Source organism: Mesorhizobium sp. LNHC221B00, from assembly GCF_000502935.1.
GTDB lineage: Bacteria > Pseudomonadota > Alphaproteobacteria > Rhizobiales > Rhizobiaceae > Mesorhizobium > Mesorhizobium opportunistum.
Window position 1 is genome coordinate 1 of record NZ_AYWR01000028.1, and the last position, 16,492, is coordinate 16,492.

Consider the following 16,492-nt stretch of genomic DNA (forward strand, 5'->3'; position numbering starts at 1 on the left):
TTGCTAATGTATCGCATCACCTTCCATTCCGAAAGAGGCGGCTGCCATGGCCGATCCCGACCAAGCCGGCCGCATGGACGAGATCAGCGTCATGCTTCTTAGGCGCGCGAACCACCCTACGCACCTTGGGTCGACCTTCCGGCTCTAACATTGCTACAGGCCGTCACCGTGGCTTTGCGGAACGCAGGGAGAGCGACCCCCAACCAACTCTACCGCTAGGACAAACAACTGATCCTGCATTCGGGACTGCAGCGGGTCGCTGAGGCGGCTTGCTGCCATCCCTTGCGATCAGTGCATTATCCGTTGCCACAGCCAGGCAAAAAAGCCAGCCCCACCGACCGTCCCGCGCACCCGGGCGCCGGCCCAGCGCGCTTTCATGGTAGCGCCGACGTGGCAATCGCAGACGATGTCGTGGAGTTGCCAGTCGCTCAATTCGAAGAAGCGCTTTGCCTCGCCATATGTGTCGTCCTTCAGACCCGATTCCCGCAGGATCGGATCTTCAAAGGCAACTGTAATCGCGGATCCTTCACAGCGCGCCATGGCCCGTGCTTCCGGGTGCAAATGTTCGGTGCCTGTCAACGCGCCGAGGCATCGCTCGGGGGTCTGTTCGAGAAGTTCAGCCCAACGCGCGATGCGCTGCTGTCGTGTCATTTCGGAATGCGGCGCCGAGAGTTCGATCCTGGCGACGGCTTGCAGCTGGTCGATTGTCTGATGTTTCATGGCCTGCTCCTATTGTTCCTTCGAGAAGCGAACTGGCCTTTCAAGCGTTTGTTCCACGCGCAGCTAATATTTACCGCACCCATTGGAACCGATGGCCCGTTTGTGCGGTTCGGGCACGGTCCCGCAGCCGGCACCCTGCCGCCGCGCGTGGCCCCGATGAACATTCGATGGAGACAGTCATGAAATACTTGATGGGAATAACGGCCGCACTGTTTTTGGCGGGCGCCGGCGCAGTTGTCGCGCAGGATGTGGTGATCCAGCCGGAGCAGGAAACCGTTATCAAGGAATATGTGAAGAAGCAGCCGCTTGCGTCGGTCAAAGTACCGGGCGTCGAACTCAATGTGGGTTCGACGTTGCCGGACACCGTCGAACTTCACGAGGTCCCCAACGTTCGATACCGCTACGTGGTGGTCGACAACCAGACGGTCCTCGTCGATCCGGACACGCGTAAGATCGTGAAAGTCATTCAATGAACCCTGGCGGTTCCACCGACTGGTGGAGGTGATTTCGGATGCAAAATCACGGTCGCGAAGCTCTGCCTCGCGACCATGATTTGTTTTTCGCAGGAGTTCGAACACAGTCAGGGTGGCGCAACGATTCCTTTGTTCTGCGGCCTCCTCGCCGGCCGACCTCACACCCGTGATCGCCATTGGTCGTTGACATCAGCTCCATTTCGACGGGCGGATTTTGACGTGCTGCCCTTCCGCGTCGCGCGCAGGGAACAACCACTTCCGTGGATAGTTAGTCCACGGCTACACCACCGGTGAGCTTTCACGACAACCTAGGGAGACAGAACCATGGCGACTGCAAAAAGAGCGACGACAAAAGGGCTGGAGGCCTTGTTCCTCGATGGGCTGAAGGACATCTACTACGCCGAAAAGAAAATACTCAAAGCCTTGCCCAAGATGGCAAAGGGCGCTGAGTCCGAGGAGGTGGCCGCGGCCTTTGAAAAACATCGCGTCGAAACCGAAGGCCAAGTCGATCGCCTCGAGCAGGTGTTCGAGCTTATGGACAAACCGGCTCGCGGCAAGACCTGCCCGGCGATCGATGGCATTCTCGAGGAAGGATCGGAAATCCTTGACGAGTACAAGGGCGATCCAGCGCTGGATGCAGGACTGGTCGGCGCGGCACAGGCCGTCGAGCACTATGAGATCGCGCGCTATGGCACGTTGGTGGCGTGGGCTGAACAGCTTGGCAAAAGTGACATAGTCAAGCTCCTCAAGGATACGTTGAAAGAAGAGGTTGCGACGGACGAAGCGCTTTCCGGACTGGGTGAAGGCGGCGTCAATGAACGCGCCTTGGAGCAAGCTGCGTGACCGAAAATCGCTCCGGTGCCAAAGCGCCGGGGCGACTTTCGCGCCCCACCGCCACGAAGCCTCACCGTCAAGGGTCAGGACTCCCCAACGCGAGAAAGAAACGAGCCTCAGCAGATCGAGGAGAACCATCATGAAAGACAAGGCAGCCGATATCGACCACACATTGCCGCAGGTCGCCATCGACGATCGGCAGGTACGACAGCTGGCGGCGACGACCGATTTGCCATCCAGGCAGGCCCGCGAACTGGTGCGTCGTCACGGCAACGACCCCAGGAAGCTAGAAGAGTTGGCGAAGTCGATCAACGCGACCGACTGAATCCAGGTGTCAGTCGGAGATGCATGCCGTTGGCATCAGATTTCGAGCAAGGCATAGGGTCGGCCACTCGGCTTGTCGACATGCATGGCGACGTTGTAGACCTTCGCTCCGCCGGGCGTCTGACCTTCGTAAGAACCGCGATGTGCATGCCCGTGCACGACGGCGCTGACCTTGAACCGATCGATCGTTTCGGCCAGCCGTGAAGAGCCCAGGAATGGGAATATCTCCAGCGGCTCTCCCGCGACGGTATCAGCTATGGGCGCGTAGTGGAGGATCACTAACGTGCGCTTCGCGCGCACTTGGCGCATCGCATTTTCAAGTTGCATCGCCTCGTTCACGCTTTCCGCGACCATAGCCTTGATCGCCGGCTCGCCGAAGGAGCCGAGCATGCGCGCCCCGAAGCCGCCGACAAAGCCCTTCACGCCAACAAAGCCGACCTGCTCGATTTCGATCGCCTGCCCGTCGAGAAGGCGAACCTCCGCTTGGCGCAATATATTCGTGACATCTTCCACTGCGCCGGACTCATAGTCGTGATTGCCGAGCACTCCCACCACCGGGATGGAGCAGTTGCGCAAATCCTCCGCCAGCAGCTCCGCTTCACGCGGCTTGCCGAGATTGGTGAGGTCTCCCGTGAGAACCAGAACATCGGCTTCGCGAGATATCTCGCTGAAAAGGTCGCGGTATGACGCCTGGGCATCTTCGCTGACATGCAGGTCGCCGATCGCGGCAATTCTAAGCGTGCGTACGCCGTCCGCCGTGGAATCCTTGATGTCGTCAACCATCGCGAAATTCTCCCGCGCCGCCGACGCCGGCAAAACCCCACTCCTTGACGTCGATCTCGTAATCGGTTTGCGAAAGCAAGCGCCCACGGCAGATCTTCATCCTTGGAGGTGGCAACTGCCGTTGCTTGGCGAGGCGGTCGAGCAACTCGTCGAGCAGCCAGGCAGGAATATGGTCGCGCTCGCTCGGATAGATCCATCTGAAATTGAGAAGCTGCATCAGCAGCACCTCCCAGTGAACCTCCAGATAGGAAAGCAGCCGGTGCCAATCGACCTGGTCATGAGCCTTGAGGATCGTATGGGCTATGTCGGCGCCATCATGCCGCCCTCTGTCCTGGATGAAGCATTTGGACCAGATGAGCTCGGTCGGGCCGATTACCCTCACCCGGCTGCCCAACAGCTCGGTTTGGCGGGCGTGTTCCAGCCACTGGTCGCCAACAGGCATCATGCCGTTGGCCGAGCCGAATATGACGTCGAAGAAATGCGTCCCCTTGAACACCTTGCCAAGCCACCGGTCATCTTCGATCTCGACGGCATATCCAAGCTGCTTGAAATGGGCGAGGATCCGGGCATAGTCGCCAGCCTTACAGAAGATATCGAGGTCCTTGGTCTGCCGCATGACGCCCGTATAGGCGCTGACCGCGTAGGTTCCCGCGACCAGAAACGGAATGTCCGTGGCGGTAAGCTCGTGGATTGCTTCCGTGTAGAACACCTCCGCCTCCGCGTTCTTGAGTGTCGGCGCCGCCTTTGGGTCGATCCTGGGAAGCGAAACCAGAACGTTTTCAGGCAATGGATCATTGGTCATGAACGATGACTCCGAATCCGGACAAGCGGCAGTCGCTCGTTGAGTAACAACATGAACACCACCTGGTTCCGCAGTACCGGGAGCGGCGGAATTTTCAGCTCGTTCAATATCGGGAATTCGGCTGGCGCTTGATCGTCGCTTCGGCGTAACGCGGCGTCGGGCCTCGCTACGCTTTGCGATTCGGCTGCAACGGTTCGCCGAGACCGTCACAGAAATAGGATAAAGCCCACCCGCTCGGGGTGGGCTTGCGGCAGTGCCTACCGCTAGCGGTTCTTATGGCTTTGTTGGCCGGCTTTGACATGTTGTTCATGCGTACCGCCGCGGGTGCCGGCCCCATCGCCCTGCTGCCGCTGATTGCCGCCAGCTGCCTGCTGCTGCTGGCGACCTTTGTTTTCCATGTTCTTGTGGCTCTGCTGGCCCGCCTTCACATGCTGCTCGTGACTACCACCTTGGTTAGGCATTCTTCTTCTCCTTACTGTTCAACGAGGCGACAAGTGCCTCGGGAGTCTAAGGAAATTGAAGGCTGAATGTTCCCAGCAGTAACACTTCGTGAAGCCTCGTCCTCGGTAGACGCGGCCACCCCTCCCCGATCAGGGCCGATTGATCGCCCGAGCGCTGTCGCGATCGGTCTCGTCAGGGATATATTCGCCGGCACTGGCGTCGAAGCCGGTCCAACCGCCAGCCTCGTAAGCCCTGCGACGTTCGGCAAGGTCGACGGATCTGGATTGTCCCAGAATCTCCTCGGCGTTAGCAACGAGTTCATCGTCCACTCTGGCCGTAACCAACGTGCCGCCGCGGCGTACGCCCTCTGCGTATACGTGTGCGTCCTTTTCAGGCACCCCGGCCCCCGTCAAACCGCCGAAAATGCCTCCGACCGCGCCGCCGGCTACCGCCCCGGCAACGACACCGGTCGCGGTGGCGGCGAGCCACCCCGCCGCGACCACAGGTCCTATGCCCGGAATGGCCATGACCCCCAGCCCTGTCAGCAATCCGCCGGCACCGCCGATCACGGCTCCAATTCCCGCGCCTGCCCCGGCATCCTCGGCAGCCTCCGAACGGTCGGCATCGTACCAGTCGTCCGAATTGTTAGCGACGATGCTGATGTTCGCATGCGGGACGCCCGTGGCTTCCAGTTCGCGGACCGCGTCGGCCGCATCGTCATAGTTGTCGAACAATCCAGTTACCGTTTTCATCTGATTTCTCCTGATCCCGTGCTCACTTGCTGGCGACGACGTTGCCCTGATAGTCCAGGCCGACGGCGAGGCTTTCACCTGCCTTGGTTGCCTGCCCACGCCAGATCCCTTGGTCGTCCTTGGCAAGCTTCGATACGTTGGTGTAGCCCGCACCCTCGATGCGGCTCTTGGCCTGGGCTTCGGTGAAGCTGTTTGCGCCGGGGACGAGGGCGGCGGCGTTGGGCGTGTTGTCGGTCTTCACCGCCGGAGTTGTCGCTCCGGTGATGGAATCTTGCCGGGCAGCAATCTTTTCGATCATCTGCCGGTGCATCTTCAACGTATCGACCGTTTGCTGGGCAAACGTTTTCAGAGCCGGGTTGTCACCCTTGCTGGCATAATCCTCGAACAGCTTGACGGCTTCGTCATGCGCTTTGCGCTGCATGTCGACATAGGCTGGATCGATCGGTGCCTGCCCATTCTTGAGCTTGTCCAGATCGGCTTGGTGCTGGGCATCGAGCGCCGCCGGCACTTTTAATTTCTGTTCGCCGGCGACCGCCTGCAGCTTGGTGTTGGCCGCGCCGTGATCGCGGATCATCATCTGTGCGAAATCCTTGATGCTCTGGTCCTGGACCTTGTTCAGCGCAAGCTGGCTCGAGTCGACTTCGAACTTGCCGCCGACCGCAGCCTTGTCGACGAAGTCCTGGGCGCTGTCGGCAGCGAAGGCGGGCATTGCGAAAACAATGGAAGCGACTGTGAGCGATGCGAGAAGGTGTCGTGTTTTCATTGGCTTTGTCCCTGTCGGTGCGCGAATTTGCGATACCTCCTAACAAGCCAAAATGCGCTTTGTTCCGATGCCGAGACGACATGCCGGCGCACCCGTCAACACCACGATCTCGGCCCTCAATCTCTGCCTGAAGCACGTCGCGTCGAAACGGATTCAAGGGAAGCGCATTGGGTGTCCATGCATGTCGTTCTCCTCACTTTTGGGCGACATGCGTCATCCCGAGACAGGAGGAGAACGCATGCCATCTCGACCCGAGGGATTTACAACCGCTCTAGCCTACAGTGGGGATGCGCGGACACGGGCCGCCGAGGCGCTTTATCAACACAACATTGCACGGACCGGGATCGATGACCGGGCTGCCATCGGAGCGGAGCTTCGTGACACCTCAGGAAAGGTCTGGGGCGGACTTTGGGGCAGAACGGAACTCGGGCTCCTGTTTCTCGACATGTTCTTCCTGCCCGAGCAATTGCGTGGCCGATCCTTCGGATCGCAGCTTCTCGGCGCGATCGAGGAGGAAGCCATCAGACGGGGCTGCAAAAAAGCCGTCGTGGAGACGAGCAGTTTCCAGGCACCGCTCTTCTACATGCGGCACGGGTTTGAGGAATTCGGCAAAGTGGAGTTCGCAATTCCAGGGCATGCACGCATCTTCCTTCGCAAGGACCTGCTGTAAGTATTGGGACAGGGCGCGCATGGGATGGCCATCGGCTAACTGCAAAACGCCAGGTGCTCTGGAACAAATCGACGATTGCGGAGTTAAAGCGGCGCATCACAACGGGCAGTCTTGCAGCGATAGGGGCTGGCAGCGATGGGCAGATTGCAGCGAATAGAGTGCATTCCCTGGAGAGGCATGTGCGTACGGGACATTTCAGAAAGCCGATTGTCATTCAGCCTGGCCGCATAGACCGGGACAGGGTTGTGGTTTCGGTGTCCGATGCGGCCGAAGTGCTGTTGCGGGACTGGCCAAAGCCAAAATCCGAAAGGCGTCTTGCCGCGATCAGGGCATGCCTTGCCGTGATGCGAGGCGAAAAGCCTCCCAGGGTCGCACGACAGGCCTTTATCGTTGCGGCCAAGGACGCCCGCATTCTGCTCGGCGACCAGATTTAGCCGTTGGCGGCCAGCACGCCCAGGCTTCGCCGGCACCTGCAAGTCTGGCAGAGTCCGACCTGAAAGAGAGACTATGGCCAAGGTGTCAAATCCTACCCCCGCTTCCGGCAGAGGCGAGATTCAGGCGGGAGCGACGCGGGACAAAACGCCGGGATTCGATCCCGCCATTGCCCCGCTGGAGACCGATGCCGAGGCGGCTGACACCCAAAACCCGACTTCCAAGACAAGTCCGCCACGCTCGCGCCCAAAATTCGAAAACGATGCCAGCTTCGCGAATGCGATGCGGCCGGTCGAGAGCGAACCAGAGCTGCGGCCTCACAGTAACTGGCCGCTCTTGGTGATCGCGGCTGTCGTCTTGATAGCAGCCGCGGTTTTTTTGGCGGCAAGCATGTTGCACTGAAAGTGTTCACGACGATGCAGTGCGACTGTCTATTCCTCGAGATCGGGTGCGCTCTTCATGCCTGAGAGTTCGGTCATCGGACACAGCAGCCGCGGCCGCGTCGGGTCGGAGATGTCGAGCTTGTCCCAGGGAATGCGGTATAGGCCGTCGCGGCGACGCAGCCGAAAAAGATCCAGCATCGCCACGCCTATGGCCGACGCCGAAAGACGCTCGAACGCAGCGTAGACGCCGACATGGAATTCGGTGACAACGAAATCGTCGCCATCCCGCTCGGCGCGAATCTCCTCGATGTAGCCGATGTTCTTGCCCCGCTGCGAGCGTACGCTTCGTCCCGCCAGATGCTCGAGATTGACGGTGGTCATTATCAGGCTCCCGGAATGCGTCCGATGACGTGATCGCGCAACGAGTCCTGCCAGGCGAAAATCGATGTCTCGCGCACATCGATGTCGAATTCGATATCGACGCCAATATCCCTGACCTTGTGCCAGTCGATCCGATGCGGCTCACCATGCCGCTTGCCACCCAGCTTTGCCGCGAGTTGCGCCATCCATCGCCCAGGCCGTGCTCCAAGGCGACGCGCCAAGGTGATGGAGCCGAGTTCGATCGCAACAATCCTAGGCGGTTTGCCCGGCCGCAGCTCCGCCACCAGGCCGTCGACCTTGCCGATCTTGACCTGCTCGCGGTCGACCACCTGCTTGTCCAGGAGATCACGCAGCAACTTCATCATGTGCCTCCGAATATCTGCAGCGGGATGGTCACCACGGCCAGCACGAAGCCAAGCGCGATGATGAAGATGACCGCGGCATTCGAGATAATTCCGTTTCGATGCTCGCCGACATAGCGTTCGTCGTTCAGCAGAAACAGGAATGGAACCACCGTCAGCGGCAGGCTGGCCGCCGTCAGCGCCATCGAGAAGATGGTGAGCCTCAGGGGATCGAGGCCAAGCGTGATGGGGATGGCGGCAAGCAACAATGACACCGTGTAGACGGCGCTGAAGCCCGGATCGTCGCGCGGCTTGAGATCCTCGCCCCAATTCCAGCCGAAACCTTGGGCGACCAGGTAAGCCTGCTGCAGTCCGACCTCGAGGGCAGCACCGAAGCAGGCAATGGCGAGAGAGGCCACGAACAGAACGAAACCCCAGAAGCCGAATATCGGGATCAGCATCAATGGCAACTGGTGATAGTCGTCCACCTGGTCGATGCCGTGCGTCGCCAGCACGAGAGCGGCCACGATCAGCACGCCGATCGAAATGGTGCCGCCGAAGCTCATCCCCAGTCCCGCTATGGCCCGATTGGCCCCGAGATAGCTCTTGTCCCATTGATCCTCGATAGCCCCGGAGGAATAGAACATGAACAGGTAGGGCGATATGGAGGCGCCGAGAATGCTGACCGCCATGAACCAGTAGTTGGCGGCATCGTGGGCCGGCAGCGAAGGCACGGCGGCAGCAGCGACCGCTGTCCAATCGGGTTTCAGCATCACCGCGCCGACGACGAAACACAGCGTCACCAGGCCGAGGATCGATACGCCTTTCTCGATGAAGCCGAACGTTCCTTTCCAGAGCAGCAGCCATGCCAGGAAAGCCACCGGCAGCGCCCACCACTGGAAGCCGATGCCGGTGGCAAGTTCGAGTGCAATGGCAGCGCCGCCGATCTCGGCGGAAAGCACCATGAAATTGACCAGCAAGGCGGCAAGCAGCGGCCACAGAAAGACATTGAAGCCAAACCTTTCGCGGATGCCGTCGGAGATCGTGTGCTGGCTCACGGCCGCGAAACGGCCGGCCATTTCCACCAGAAAGATGATGCAGATGGTGCCGAGAACCACCGCCCAGATCAGCTGGAAACCGAAAGTCGCGCCTGCCTGCGCCGCCGTCGCCATCGATCCAACTTCGAGGAAGCCGCCAACGCTGGTAACGACGCCGAGCGATATTTCCACGAGCTTCTTCATGACTTCGGCGCGAAATATCTGGCATAGGCCGTGCTCAGCGAGCGCGAAGCCAGCCGAAGATCCTGCTGCGCATTTTGGACCTCAGTCCGGTTGCCGGCCTGCAATCCCGCCTGGGCGCGGGCCACGGCGACCGACAAATCCTTGACCGCTGCCGTCAAGGCAGCTTGCTCGGCGGGTTCAGCCGTGCCGGTTGATCGGATCTGCGCCTCGGCATCGGCCAGCGTCCTGCTGATCGATCGCAGTGTGCCGGCCGTGTATGCGGACGGCGCCGCCCCTGCCATCCAGGCTTCAAGCGTCATCGACACGGTCTGCGCAGATGACGCCGCCGTTCGTGATTGCTGTTCGACCTGATCGGAAGACGAGCATCCCGCCGAGGCGCCCAAGAACAGCACAAGGCACGAACAAACCAGCCTGAAATGACGGCCACCGAAGGTTAAAGCCGGCGTTTGGTACGCCACGAGAACAGCCTCCCCTGAGCCGAACGAAGAAATGTTCGAGGTAAGTTGATCTAGAGCGCGTGCCCGTCGACGCAAGGCCCCGATCCGACGGCATGGATGCAAAGCACATGAGACCGCGACAGGTTCCAGCCGGCTAAGACAGAAAGCAATGCAAGCGGAACAAAGGATCGCTTGCTGGATTAGGAGGAGGCGAGCCGGCTCCACCCCCCTGCTCGCCGCATCGGTGCGAACGGACTGGCCGGCATGGAGGAATCGCAATGCCTCGTCTCATAGCCTGGATAGCGATCGTGGCAGTCGTGGTCATCGCGGCCTGGTTGTGGTTTGGCAGCCGTGAGGCGAGCAACGGTGTGGGGAGCCAGCCTGCGCCTCATGCGATAGACCAGAACGGGTAATTCGGGCCGGCGATCCTACTCGGCCCCGCGGTCGGAAGCTTCGATCTTGTATTCGTGGATCAGGCCGAGAATCTGGCTTTTGACTGTCTCGCGCGCTTCAGGCTGGATGAAAGGCATCAGCCGGTCGACGGTTTCCACGGCCTCCCGCGGCAGATCCGCCACCGCATCGGTGAACTGGCTGCCATGTTCATACAGATTGTCCGTCAGTTTCTTGTCGAGATCGGAAAGGATACCCATGACGCCTTTGGCCTGTTTGGGGTCAACTCAAGAACGCGTTCTCGATCACTGTCCCGGCATTTCGGTGTTTTCCTTGGGATTTTTCTGAACGCCGGCAGCCGGCGAAGTATCGGCAGGGGCGTTGCCGCCTTGATTCTGCTCTGGCGCCCGTTTCAACGGCGAGGTGTGCCAGCCCATATCGAGGAAACGGGCTCCAATAAGGATGCCGGCGATGATGATCGCGGCCACCACAAGCGAGATAATTTGGTTGCGTCGCACCATCGTCCGGCTCCTTGCGTGCCGAACAGCCAATGATGAAAATAGTTCCACAAGCCGCTGGGTTTGCGTGATCGGCTTTCGCTGGTGCCAGCCCAAGCTACTGGCTAGGTCCGGATTGAGCGCGGCCGCGATCGTGCCAGCGACATTGTCTTCGCTGGCTAGGGGGAACAATCAACGATCGGCGCGGTTTGGTATGCATTCGCGAGGACCACCTGCCATGAAACCCGCCGTTACCGATCATGTCGAAATCAAGAAATACGACCATCCGACGGGCGGCTGGGGATCCCTGTCCTCCCTGATCCGCAAGGCGTATGGCGAGGGCCTGCTGATGTCGGGAATTTGGAGCACCCTGCTCAAGCAGAACAAGGCGGACGGCTACATGTGCGTTTCCTGCTCGTGGGCCAAGCCGGCCGAGCCGCGGCCCTTCGAGTTTTGCGAAAATGGCGCCAAGGCGACCATGTGGGATCAGACGAAGCTGCGTTGCGGCCCCGATTTCTTTGCCCGGCATTCGGTCACCGAGCTGCTGGATTGGCCGGATCGCGATCTGGAGAAGCAAGGCAGGCTGACGGATCCGCTGCGCTACAATCCGGTTACCGACCGCTATGAGCCGATTTCGTGGGACGAAGCCTTTACCGAGATCGGCATGGAACTTCGGCGCCTCGATCCGAAGTCAGTCGTCTTTTATACATCCGGCCGGGCCTCGCTGGAGGCTTCGTTCCTATATCAGCTTTTCGCGCGCATCTACGGTTCGTCCAATCTGCCCGATTCTTCCAACATGTGTCACGAATCGACTTCGGTCGGCCTTCCCGAATCGATCGGTTCGCCGGTCGGGACCGTGCAACTCGAAGACTTTGCCCAATGCGACATGATGTTCTTCTTCGGCCACAACACCGGCGTGACGGCGCCGCGCCTGTTGCACCCGCTGCAGGAGGCTCGTGAACGCAATGTACCGGTGTTCACTTTCAACCCCTTGCCGGAGCGAGGGCTCAAGCGCTTCAAGAATCCGCAGGATCCCGTTGACATGCTATCGCCAGGGCCTGGCACCAAGATGTCCAGCGACTTCTTCCAGGTCCGCAGCGGCGGCGATATCGCCGCCCTGACCGGCATCGCCAAGGCCGTGCTCGCTCTTGATGACGCGGCCCGCGAACAGGGAAATTCACGTGTCCTCGATGTCGAGTTCCTCGCCGAGCATACGCACGGCTTTGCCGAATTCGAGGCCTATCTGCGCGCGGCCAAGTGGGATGACATCGTCACCCGATCGGGCATCGCGCGGCCGGACCTGGAGCGTGTCGGAGAGGTCTACAGTCGGTCCAACGCGGTGATCGGCAACTACGGCATGGGTCTGACGCAGCACAGGCATGGCACCGAGAACGTGCAGATGTTGTGCAACCTCTTGCTGATGCGCGGCAACATGGGGAAACCCGGCGCCGGCATTTCACCCCTGCGGGGTCATTCCAACGTCCAAGGCCAACGCACCGTCGGCATATCCGAGAAGCCCGAACTCGTCCCACTCGACAAATTCTCGGAATTTTACGCCTTCGAACCGCCGCGCGAGAAGGGGCTGGATACGGTCGAGACCTGCGAAGGCGTCATCGCCGGCTCGGTGAAAGGCTTTGTCGGACTGGGTGGCAATTTCGTCCGCGCCGTGCCGGAAACCGGCCTGGTCGAAAAAGCCTGGCGGGGACTTCGCCTGCATGTCGAGATCGCCACCAAGCTCAACCGCAGTCATCTCTTCCCCGGGGCAGTGACATATCTGTTGCCCTGCCTGTCCCGGCTGGAAAGAGATCGGCAGGCCAGCGGCGACCAGACCGTTTCCATGGAGGATTCGACCGCCTGCATCCATGGTTCGTTTGGATCGCGCCCGCCAGCTTCGGCAAACCTGCTTTCGGAACCGAAAATCGTCGCCGAGCTTGCCAAGGCTACCGTGCCAGGCATGAGCTCGATCCCCTGGGACAAGTGGATTGCCGACTATTCTCTCATTCGCGACGAGATCGAGCGCTGTTTTCCGCAGCATTTTCGCCAGTTCAACAAACGGTTCCTGACACCCGGAGGCTTTCACCGCGATATCAAGGCCTCGAAAAGAATCTGGGAAACGCCGAACAAGAAGGCCAATTTCAAGCTGCCGACGACGCTGGAAACAAACCCCGATATCGATGTCTCGGGCCGCAATGTGCTGACGCTGATCACCGTGCGTTCCAACGACCAGTTCAACACGACCGTCTACGGCTACAATGACAGGCTGCGCGGCATTCACGGCACACGCATGGTGCTGCTGATGAACGAGGCCGACATCCAGCGGTTCGGATTGACCGCGGGGCAACAAGTCGATCTCGAAACGCATGCCGATGACGGTGTCGAACGACGCGTGCGCGGCTTGCGCGTGACACCCTATTCCGTGCCTCAGGGCAACTGTGCCGGCTATTATCCGGAGCTCAATCCTTTGGTGCCGCTGTGGCATCGCGCCAAGAAAGCCCACGTGCCGGCCGTCAAGTCCGTTCCCGTAAGAATTCTTGGCTGAGACCAAAGTCTCTCAAGCGGCAAAGACGTGCGCGGTTAAAATCTCGTCGGCGTCATGGCAGTTGGACAAGCAGCAGTCGCCAGTTTAGCCCCCGCTCGGTTTGGGCGACGCCGGCTGGGCTGGCTGCGTGCCCTGCTGGTCTCCGCCGGTGGTGGTCTGTGGCGTGGGATTGGTGTCCGTCGTCGGATTTTTGTCAACCGGCTGGCTATTGACATTGTCCGTCTTGGATTTGACCGGATCGGCGTTGTTGTTGCACCCCGCCAAAAAGAGCAACGCCAAGGATGCTAACAACGCTGCTCTCATGCCAATTCTCCTTCATTGAGTTCGGGGAGTTCGGACGAAGCAGCTGGGAGTTCGGGCGAAGCAGCTGGCAAATGACCTATTCGGTCGAACCGCACCGAAAGCCCCTGTTTAACAGCAAATTCGGCCAGCAAATGGTCTAAGGCGATGTCCTCGATCGGGCTCTGGACCACTTTGCGAATGGCCTTGCAGGCCAACTCGGTCGAGACGAAATCATATCGCTTGCTTCTGGCGAGAACGTATTGTTCGACCAGCATCTTAACGCGCCTGAGCGCGATTTCTTCCGCGTATTGCATCTCTGCTTTTTCTCCTCCGCGCCGAACTTCCGGACCGGCAGGATGTTCCCGCCTTTGATCGAGAAACGCATTCCCTCAGAAGCATCAAAGCCCGCGCCTCCCTAAAGGGAACAGCGCGGGCTGATCAGGCCAGCGGCGGGCCCGATCGCGCAGCGTCAGAGATGGGAGGACAACAACGCCGCATGATGTCGAACTTGGATCAGCTTCGCTTGTTCCAGCTTGAAAGAATTAATTGCGGACCGACTTCGACAAGCGCGCGAGACCCTCACCATCCTTGGCGTGCCGACGGGTCGACGAAATCGCCGAGCACGCCCCCCAAACTGAGTGACGATCAGGCGCGGTAAGCCGTCCGAGGCATAAGGATGTCACGGAACATTCGCGGCCGCCGGTGGTTCGGCGAGGACGAAAATCGGAGGACACAATGGCAATCGCAAAATTGGCTGTGGTGACCGGGGCCTCCAGCGGCATCGGCAAGGAACTAGCCAAACTATGCGCAAAGGACGGCTACAATCTCATCATAGCCGCCGATGAACCCGCGATCCAGCAGGCCGCCGAGGCACTCGCTTCGCACAATGTTACGGTCGAAGCCATCGAGGCCGATCTGGCGACCGTCGAGGGTGCCGACCAGTTGATCTCCCGGATCGGCGATCGCGACATCGACCTTCTGTTCCTCAATGCCGGACGCGGGCTTGGCGAGGGGTTCGTCGATCAGGACTGGAAAAAGGTCCGCCGCATCATCGACACCAACATCACAGGAACCGTCTATCTGGCGCATGAACTTGGCGCCAGGATGGCCCGGCGCGGGCGCGGACGCATCCTGTTTACGGGATCGATCGCCGGTTTCATGCCCGGTACTTTCCAGGCTGTCTACAACGGCACCAAGGCGTTTATAGACTCCTTCGCGATCGCACTGCGCCATGAACTGCAGGGCACCGGCGTCACGGTCACGGTGCTGATGCCCGGCGCCACGCAGACGCGGTTCTTCGAACGAGCCGAAATGATGGACACCAAGGTCGGCACCGACGAGAAAGACAACCCGGCCGACGTGGCCAGGACCGGCTACGAAGCCATGATGGCGGGCGAGGAACAAGTCGTCAGCGGCTGGAAGAACAAGCTGCAGGTTGCCGCCGCGCAAGTCACGCCGGCGGGCACGCTGGCCGAACAGCATCGCAAGATGGCCGAGCCGGGTTCGGCCGCCAAGGATTGATCATTCGATTTCACCGAGGGGCGACTGCGTTCCCGAAATGCATTCGACCTTCGCACGGGACGTCCGCCCGTCGATCTTCTTCCAACTCAGGAGCATATGATGAAGGCGCTCACATGGCACGGCAAAGGCGATATACGATGCGACCAGGTCGCCGATCCCGCCATCAAGGATGATCGTGACGTCATCATCAAGGTCACCTGCTGCGCCATATGCGGCTCGGATTTGCATTTGATGAACGGCTACATGCCGACCATGGAATCCGGCGACGTGCTCGGCCACGAGACCATGGGCGAGGTGGTGGACGTCGGTCGCGGCCATTCCAAGTTCAAGAAGGGCGACCGGATCGTGGTGCCGTTCAATATCTCTTGCGGCGAGTGCTGGTTCTGCACGCGCGGGCTGTTCTCGCTTTGCGACCGGTCCAATCCCAACGCCAAACAGGCGGCGGAAGTGATGGGACAGTCGCCGGCCGGCCTGTTTGGCTATTCGCACCTCGTCGGCGGCTATTGGGGCGGACAGGCTGAATATCTGCGCGTGCCCTTCGCCGACGTCGGCCCGATCAAGGTGCCGGACGGGATTGACGACGAGCAAGTGCTGTTCCTATCCGACATTTTTCCGACCGGCTATATGGCGGCCGAGAACGCGGGCATCGAGCCCGGCGATACCGTCGCCATCTGGGGCTGCGGCCCGGTCGGCCAGTTCGCCATCCAGAGTGCGTGGATGCTCGGCGCCGGACGCGTCATCGCGATCGACAAGGTTCCGGAACGACTGGCCATGGCGCGCGAGCATGGCAAGGCCGAGACACTCGATTTCAGCAATTCCGACATTTATGACGCCCTTATGGCGATGACCGATGGCCGCGGCCCGGATCGCTGCATCGACTGCGTCGGCACCGAGTCCGATCCCGGCGCGAGTGCCGACGCCATGCTCGACAAGGTCAAGGCTGCCGTCTACCTCGGCACCGACAGGCCGCATGTGTTGCGCGAGGCAATCTATTGCTGCCGCAAGGGCGGCACCGTTTCGGTTCCCGGCGTCTACATTGGTCTTGTCGACCATATCCCTTTCGGTGCGGCGATGAACAAGGGCCTGACTTTCAGGATGGGTCAAACCCATACGCAACGTTATCTCGAGCCGCTTCTGGCCAAGGTCCAGAACGGCGAGATCGATCCATCCTTCGTGATCACGCACAAGGCCGACCTCGAAGCCGGCCCTGATCTCTACAAGACCTTCCGCGACAAGCAGGACGGCTGCATCAAAGTGGTGATGCGGCCACACGGCTGAGGTGTCGGCATCCTTCACCGGATCTGCCTTGCGCAAGTCCGCTGCCACAGGTGGGAATCACCGCTACCGGCGGTTCCGGAACTTTCGGCAGTGGCGGTGGTTGACTGCAGAACAAATCCACGGCGGCGAGAGCGCCGCACTCTGCCACTGCAAGGAAAGAGGCTGTCATGAGCAACGAGAATTCCACATCCAAGCCCGGCGTCCGAAC

The 16,492-nt window shown here is 60.3% G+C and carries 23 protein-coding genes; 9 read left to right on the top strand and 14 right to left on the bottom strand.

Going from position 1 to position 16,492, the window contains the following annotated elements; genetic code table 11:
- Positions 1-288: 288 nt before the first annotated feature.
- The gene (locus X741_RS140930) at positions 289-720 is read right to left on the bottom strand and encodes a hypothetical protein (RefSeq protein ID WP_023780146.1); all 432 of its coding nucleotides are present in this window, start codon (positions 718-720) and stop codon (positions 289-291) included.
- A 179-nt stretch (positions 721-899) separates the two neighbouring features.
- Here X741_RS140930 and X741_RS140925 point away from each other — a divergent pair, with 179 nt between their 5' ends.
- From X741_RS140925 to X741_RS140915, 3 genes are all read left to right on the top strand, one after another.
- Positions 900-1,193 carry a DUF1236 domain-containing protein gene (locus tag X741_RS140925; RefSeq protein WP_031250513.1) on the top strand — a complete coding sequence of 98 codons (294 nt, stop codon included), beginning with the start codon at positions 900-902 and terminating at the stop codon, positions 1,191-1,193.
- Positions 1,194-1,517: 324 nt separating this feature from the next.
- Positions 1,518-2,036: a ferritin-like domain-containing protein gene (locus tag X741_RS140920; RefSeq protein WP_023780148.1), complete on the top strand. Its 519-nt coding sequence runs from the start codon at positions 1,518-1,520 to the stop codon at positions 2,034-2,036.
- Positions 2,037-2,166: 130 nt separating this feature from the next.
- Positions 2,167-2,352 (top strand): hypothetical protein, encoded by a 186-nt coding sequence (locus X741_RS140915; protein ID WP_023780149.1) that lies wholly within the window; start codon positions 2,167-2,169, stop codon positions 2,350-2,352.
- 35 nt (positions 2,353-2,387) lie between these two features.
- On the opposite strand, the gene X741_RS140910 is transcribed toward X741_RS140915, so the two are convergent.
- From X741_RS140910 to X741_RS140895, 5 genes are all read right to left on the bottom strand, one after another.
- Complete coding sequence (locus tag X741_RS140910; protein WP_023780150.1) at positions 2,388-3,134, bottom strand: metallophosphoesterase; 747 nt, start codon at positions 3,132-3,134, stop codon at positions 2,388-2,390.
- On the bottom strand, positions 3,127-3,936 hold the full coding sequence (locus tag X741_RS140905) for a nucleotidyltransferase family protein (protein ID WP_023768160.1): 810 nt from the start codon (positions 3,934-3,936) through the stop codon (positions 3,127-3,129). The genes X741_RS140910 and X741_RS140905 overlap by 8 nt, the downstream gene beginning before the upstream one ends.
- A gap of 263 nt (positions 3,937-4,199) precedes the next feature.
- A complete protein-coding gene (locus X741_RS0135920) occupies positions 4,200-4,397 on the bottom strand; it encodes a hypothetical protein (RefSeq protein WP_031250514.1) in 198 nt (65 codons plus the stop codon).
- 129 nt (positions 4,398-4,526) lie between these two features.
- On the bottom strand, positions 4,527-5,129 hold the full coding sequence (locus X741_RS140900) for a general stress protein (RefSeq protein ID WP_023780152.1): 603 nt from the start codon (positions 5,127-5,129) through the stop codon (positions 4,527-4,529).
- 22 nt (positions 5,130-5,151) lie between these two features.
- Positions 5,152-5,892 carry a DUF4142 domain-containing protein gene (locus tag X741_RS140895; RefSeq protein ID WP_031250516.1) on the bottom strand — a complete coding sequence of 247 codons (741 nt, stop codon included), beginning with the start codon at positions 5,890-5,892 and terminating at the stop codon, positions 5,152-5,154.
- Positions 5,893-5,944: 52 nt separating this feature from the next.
- Between X741_RS140895 and X741_RS140890 the strand changes: the two genes are divergently transcribed.
- The 3 genes from X741_RS140890 to X741_RS140885 all read left to right on the top strand — a co-directional run bounded on the left by X741_RS140890 (position 5,945) and on the right by X741_RS140885 (position 7,396).
- Positions 5,945-6,562: a GNAT family N-acetyltransferase gene (locus tag X741_RS140890; RefSeq protein ID WP_245272790.1), complete on the top strand. Its 618-nt coding sequence runs from the start codon at positions 5,945-5,947 to the stop codon at positions 6,560-6,562.
- Between the two features lie 53 nt (positions 6,563-6,615).
- Complete coding sequence (locus X741_RS0135925) at positions 6,616-6,996, top strand: DUF982 domain-containing protein (protein ID WP_245272791.1); 381 nt, start codon at positions 6,616-6,618, stop codon at positions 6,994-6,996.
- 73 nt (positions 6,997-7,069) lie between these two features.
- On the top strand, positions 7,070-7,396 hold the full coding sequence (locus X741_RS140885; RefSeq protein ID WP_023780156.1) for a hypothetical protein: 327 nt from the start codon (positions 7,070-7,072) through the stop codon (positions 7,394-7,396).
- Positions 7,397-7,425: 29 nt separating this feature from the next.
- Here X741_RS140885 and X741_RS140880 read toward each other — a convergent pair whose 3' ends face one another.
- The 6 genes from X741_RS140880 to X741_RS140855 form a co-directional block, all read right to left on the bottom strand.
- A complete protein-coding gene (locus X741_RS140880) occupies positions 7,426-7,758 on the bottom strand; it encodes a hypothetical protein (protein WP_023768153.1) in 333 nt (110 codons plus the stop codon).
- Between the two features lie 2 nt (positions 7,759-7,760).
- Complete coding sequence (locus tag X741_RS140875; protein ID WP_023780157.1) at positions 7,761-8,120, bottom strand: hypothetical protein; 360 nt, start codon at positions 8,118-8,120, stop codon at positions 7,761-7,763.
- Positions 8,120-9,340, bottom strand: a complete 1,221-nt coding sequence (locus X741_RS140870) for an Nramp family divalent metal transporter (protein ID WP_023780158.1) — start codon at positions 9,338-9,340, stop codon at positions 8,120-8,122. The genes X741_RS140875 and X741_RS140870 overlap by 1 nt, the downstream gene beginning before the upstream one ends.
- Positions 9,337-9,873 carry a hypothetical protein gene (locus X741_RS140865; protein ID WP_245272792.1) on the bottom strand — a complete coding sequence of 179 codons (537 nt, stop codon included), beginning with the start codon at positions 9,871-9,873 and terminating at the stop codon, positions 9,337-9,339. The genes X741_RS140870 and X741_RS140865 overlap by 4 nt, the downstream gene beginning before the upstream one ends.
- A gap of 332 nt (positions 9,874-10,205) precedes the next feature.
- Positions 10,206-10,427 carry a hypothetical protein gene (locus tag X741_RS140860; RefSeq protein ID WP_023780160.1) on the bottom strand — a complete coding sequence of 74 codons (222 nt, stop codon included), beginning with the start codon at positions 10,425-10,427 and terminating at the stop codon, positions 10,206-10,208.
- Between the two features lie 45 nt (positions 10,428-10,472).
- Entirely contained in the window at positions 10,473-10,688 is a 216-nt protein-coding gene (locus tag X741_RS140855) for a hypothetical protein (RefSeq protein ID WP_023780161.1), read from the bottom strand.
- A 214-nt stretch (positions 10,689-10,902) separates the two neighbouring features.
- On the opposite strand from X741_RS140855, the gene X741_RS140850 reads away from it, so the two are divergent.
- Entirely contained in the window at positions 10,903-13,203 is a 2,301-nt protein-coding gene (locus tag X741_RS140850) for an FdhF/YdeP family oxidoreductase (RefSeq protein ID WP_023780162.1), read from the top strand.
- A gap of 84 nt (positions 13,204-13,287) precedes the next feature.
- On the opposite strand, the gene X741_RS140845 is transcribed toward X741_RS140850, so the two are convergent.
- On the bottom strand, positions 13,288-13,506 hold the full coding sequence (locus X741_RS140845; protein ID WP_031250521.1) for a hypothetical protein: 219 nt from the start codon (positions 13,504-13,506) through the stop codon (positions 13,288-13,290).
- The gene (locus X741_RS140840; protein ID WP_023780164.1) at positions 13,503-13,799 is read right to left on the bottom strand and encodes a hypothetical protein; all 297 of its coding nucleotides are present in this window, start codon (positions 13,797-13,799) and stop codon (positions 13,503-13,505) included. Before X741_RS140840 ends, X741_RS140845 begins: the two co-directional genes overlap by 4 nt.
- A gap of 421 nt (positions 13,800-14,220) precedes the next feature.
- Between X741_RS140840 and X741_RS140835 the strand changes: the two genes are divergently transcribed.
- Positions 14,221-15,006 carry an SDR family NAD(P)-dependent oxidoreductase gene (locus tag X741_RS140835; protein WP_023780165.1) on the top strand — a complete coding sequence of 262 codons (786 nt, stop codon included), beginning with the start codon at positions 14,221-14,223 and terminating at the stop codon, positions 15,004-15,006.
- Between the two features lie 99 nt (positions 15,007-15,105).
- A complete protein-coding gene (locus tag X741_RS140830; protein WP_031250524.1) occupies positions 15,106-16,284 on the top strand; it encodes a zinc-dependent alcohol dehydrogenase in 1,179 nt (392 codons plus the stop codon).
- Positions 16,285-16,492 lie beyond the last annotated feature (208 nt).

Bases quoted from the DNA above. Each gene is read 5' to 3' on its own strand.
- X741_RS140930 (WP_023780146.1), bottom strand. From the start codon at position 720: ATGAAACATCAGACAATCGACCAGCTGCAAGCCGTCGCCAGGATCGAA.
- X741_RS140925 (WP_031250513.1), top strand. From the start codon at position 900: ATGAAATACTTGATGGGAATAACGGCCGCACTGTTTTTGGCGGGCGCC.
- X741_RS140920 (WP_023780148.1), top strand. From the start codon at position 1,518: ATGGCGACTGCAAAAAGAGCGACGACAAAAGGGCTGGAGGCCTTGTTC.
- X741_RS140915 (WP_023780149.1), top strand. From the start codon at position 2,167: ATGAAAGACAAGGCAGCCGATATCGACCACACATTGCCGCAGGTCGCC.
- X741_RS140910 (WP_023780150.1), bottom strand. From the start codon at position 3,134: ATGGTTGACGACATCAAGGATTCCACGGCGGACGGCGTACGCACGCTT.
- X741_RS140905 (WP_023768160.1), bottom strand. From the start codon at position 3,936: ATGACCAATGATCCATTGCCTGAAAACGTTCTGGTTTCGCTTCCCAGG.
- X741_RS0135920 (WP_031250514.1), bottom strand. From the start codon at position 4,397: ATGCCTAACCAAGGTGGTAGTCACGAGCAGCATGTGAAGGCGGGCCAG.
- X741_RS140900 (WP_023780152.1), bottom strand. From the start codon at position 5,129: ATGAAAACGGTAACTGGATTGTTCGACAACTATGACGATGCGGCCGAC.
- X741_RS140895 (WP_031250516.1), bottom strand. From the start codon at position 5,892: ATGAAAACACGACACCTTCTCGCATCGCTCACAGTCGCTTCCATTGTT.
- X741_RS140890 (WP_245272790.1), top strand. From the start codon at position 5,945: ATGCGCTTTGTTCCGATGCCGAGACGACATGCCGGCGCACCCGTCAAC.
- X741_RS140885 (WP_023780156.1), top strand. From the start codon at position 7,070: ATGGCCAAGGTGTCAAATCCTACCCCCGCTTCCGGCAGAGGCGAGATT.
- X741_RS140880 (WP_023768153.1), bottom strand. From the start codon at position 7,758: ATGACCACCGTCAATCTCGAGCATCTGGCGGGACGAAGCGTACGCTCG.
- X741_RS140875 (WP_023780157.1), bottom strand. From the start codon at position 8,120: ATGAAGTTGCTGCGTGATCTCCTGGACAAGCAGGTGGTCGACCGCGAG.
- X741_RS140870 (WP_023780158.1), bottom strand. From the start codon at position 9,340: ATGAAGAAGCTCGTGGAAATATCGCTCGGCGTCGTTACCAGCGTTGGC.
- X741_RS140860 (WP_023780160.1), bottom strand. From the start codon at position 10,427: ATGGGTATCCTTTCCGATCTCGACAAGAAACTGACGGACAATCTGTAT.
- X741_RS140855 (WP_023780161.1), bottom strand. From the start codon at position 10,688: ATGGTGCGACGCAACCAAATTATCTCGCTTGTGGTGGCCGCGATCATC.
- X741_RS140850 (WP_023780162.1), top strand. From the start codon at position 10,903: ATGAAACCCGCCGTTACCGATCATGTCGAAATCAAGAAATACGACCAT.
- X741_RS140845 (WP_031250521.1), bottom strand. From the start codon at position 13,506: ATGAGAGCAGCGTTGTTAGCATCCTTGGCGTTGCTCTTTTTGGCGGGG.
- X741_RS140840 (WP_023780164.1), bottom strand. From the start codon at position 13,799: ATGCAATACGCGGAAGAAATCGCGCTCAGGCGCGTTAAGATGCTGGTC.
- X741_RS140835 (WP_023780165.1), top strand. From the start codon at position 14,221: ATGGCAATCGCAAAATTGGCTGTGGTGACCGGGGCCTCCAGCGGCATC.
- X741_RS140830 (WP_031250524.1), top strand. From the start codon at position 15,106: ATGAAGGCGCTCACATGGCACGGCAAAGGCGATATACGATGCGACCAG.